1 rRNA gene is annotated in these 2,500 nt (G+C 55.1%); it reads left to right on the top strand.

Annotated elements, in window-relative coordinates:
- Positions 1–247 precede the first annotated feature (247 nt).
- Positions 248–2,500 (top strand): 23S ribosomal RNA (locus tag ACVUH9_RS22145); the annotation flags it as partial.

Below are 2,500 nucleotides of genomic sequence, written 5' to 3'. Positions count from 1 at the left end.
CAGATCACAGCTTTTTGGTTGTGGTTCCTGAATGTTGACCGGACCTGGTCGTGGCGCTTCTCCTTCGGGTGGGGCGTTTTTGCGTGCTGTTGCGTTTTGAGAGACCGGACAACCGTTTTGGTTGTTTGCCCTCTTGGCGGTCTTTGAAAACTACACAGCGATAATTTCCCACATCCGACTCCAACGCCGGGTGTGGGAACGGGTATCACCCCGGCTACGTTCTTATGCAAGGCGTAGCTGGGATCACCGTCAAGATAGTAAGGGCACACGGTGGATGCCTTGGCACCTGGAGCCGATGAAGGACGTGGACGACTGCGATAAGCCACGGTGAGGCGTTTAACAGCCTTTGACCCGTGGATTTCCGAATGGGGAAACCCAGCGCTAGTAATGTGGCGTTACTCCCATCTGAACACATAGGGTGGGTAGAGGTAAGCGGGGGAAGTGAAACATCTCAGTACCCCGAGGAAAGTAAATCAACCGAGACTCCCTGAGTAGTGGCGAGCGAAAAGGGATCAGCCTAAACCGAGCACGTGTAAGCAGCTACGCGTTGCGTGTTCGGGGTTGTAGGGCAGCGATGTCAGTCGTAGTTGGCTGGCCGAGAGTTACAAAATTTCATGGTAGGCGAAGCGCGTGGAACCGCGCACCATAGAGGGCAAACGTCCCGTAGCCGAAACTGTGGAGTCTCTCGCAGCTGTTCCTGAGTAGGTCCGCACCCGTGAAACGCGGACTGAATCTGGGGGGACCACCCTCCAAGGCTAAGTACTTCCAGGTGACCGATAGCGGACTAGTACCGTGAGGGAAAGGTGAAAAGAACCCCGGAAGGGGAGTGAAATAGAACCTGAAACTGTGTGCCTACAAGAGGTCGGAGCATCCTTTGTGGTGTGACGGCGTGCTTTTTGCATAACGAGCCAGCGAGTTGCTCGTGTGCGGCAAGGTTAAGCGATGAGCGGAGCCGTAGCGAAAGCGAGTCCGAATAGGGCGTTTTAGTCGTACGCGGCAGACCCGAAACTGAGTGAGCTACCCATGGGCAGGTTGAAGCGGGGGTAAGACCTCGTGGAGGACCGAACCCACGTAAGGTGAAATTTGCGGGGATGACCTGTGGGTCGGAGTGAAAGGCTAATCAAACTCAGTGATATCTGGTTCTCTCCGAAATATATTTAGGTATAGCCTCCGGTAAATTTGCGTGTCGGCTGTAGAGCTACTGTTTGGTCTAGGGGTCCTACCAGATTACCGAAACCAGGCAAACTCCGAAGACCGATACGTCTACCCGGGGAGTCAGTTGCTGGGGGATAAACTTCAGCGTCAAAAGGGAAACAGCCCAGATCGCCGGCTAAGGTCCCTAAGTGCATGCTAAGTGGGTAACGATGTCTGAGTGCATAGACAACCAGGAGGTTGGCTTAGAGGCAGCCATCCTTGAAAGAGTGCGTAACAGCTCACTGGTCTAGTGTTCGGGCGCGGACAATTCAACGGGGCTCAAGCATGCCACCGAAGCCGCGGGCTTTCACGTAAGTGGGAGCGGTAGGAGAGCGTTCCCAAGCCATTGAAGCGGCGGCGTAAGCCAGCCGTGGAGGCTTGGGAAGTGAGAATGCTGGCATAAGTAACGAAAGAAGGGTGAGAATCCCTTCCACCGATTTCCTAAGGATTCCTGAGCAACGTTCGTCGGCTCAGGGTTAGTCGGGACCTAAGGCGAGGCCGAAAGGCGTAGTCGATGGATAACAGGTTGATATTCCTGTACCGCGTCGCACCCGTTTGACTGATGGGGGGACGAGTGAGGCTAGGGGTAGCAGGCGATGGTAGTCCTGCACCAAGTTGCGTAGGGGTGGATCTAGGCAAATCCGGATCCGCATAACCTGAGGCACGATGGCAGCTGGCGTTCGCGCCGGCGAGTCCCTGACGCCATGGCTCCAAGAAAAGCCTCTAGGGAGGTTGCGCGCGCCCGTACCAAAACCGACACAGGTGGGAAAGTAGAGAATACTAAGGTGATCGAGATAACCCTCGTTAAGGAACTCGGCAAAATTGCTCCGTAACTTCGGGAGAAGGAGCGCCCCGATAGTGTGAAGCCCCTTGCGGGTGGAGCATGAGGGGGCCGCAGTGAATAGGTTCAACCGACTGTTTACCAAAAACACAGGTCTCTGCAAAGTCGTAAGACGACGTATAGGGGCTGACGCCTGCCCGGTGCCGGAAGGTTACGTGGAGTTGTTAGGAGCAATCCGAAGCAGCGAAACTAAGCCCCGGTAAACGGCGGCCGTAACTATAACGGTCCTAAGGTAGCGAAATTCCTTGTCGGGTAAGTTCCGACCTGCACGAATGGCGTAACGAGTTGAACGCTGTCTCAACGAGGGGCTCGGTGAAATTTCAGTCTCGGTGAAGATGCCGAGTACCCGTGGCTAGACGGAAAGACCCCGTGCACCTTTACTACATCTTGGTATTGGGGTTCGATGCATTTCGCTCAGAATAGGTGGGAGGCTACGAGACACTGGTTGCGGCTGGTGTGGAGCCA

Source organism: Patulibacter ginsengiterrae (assembly GCF_056269115.1).
This window is presented reverse-complemented; position numbering and strand designations above follow the sequence as displayed.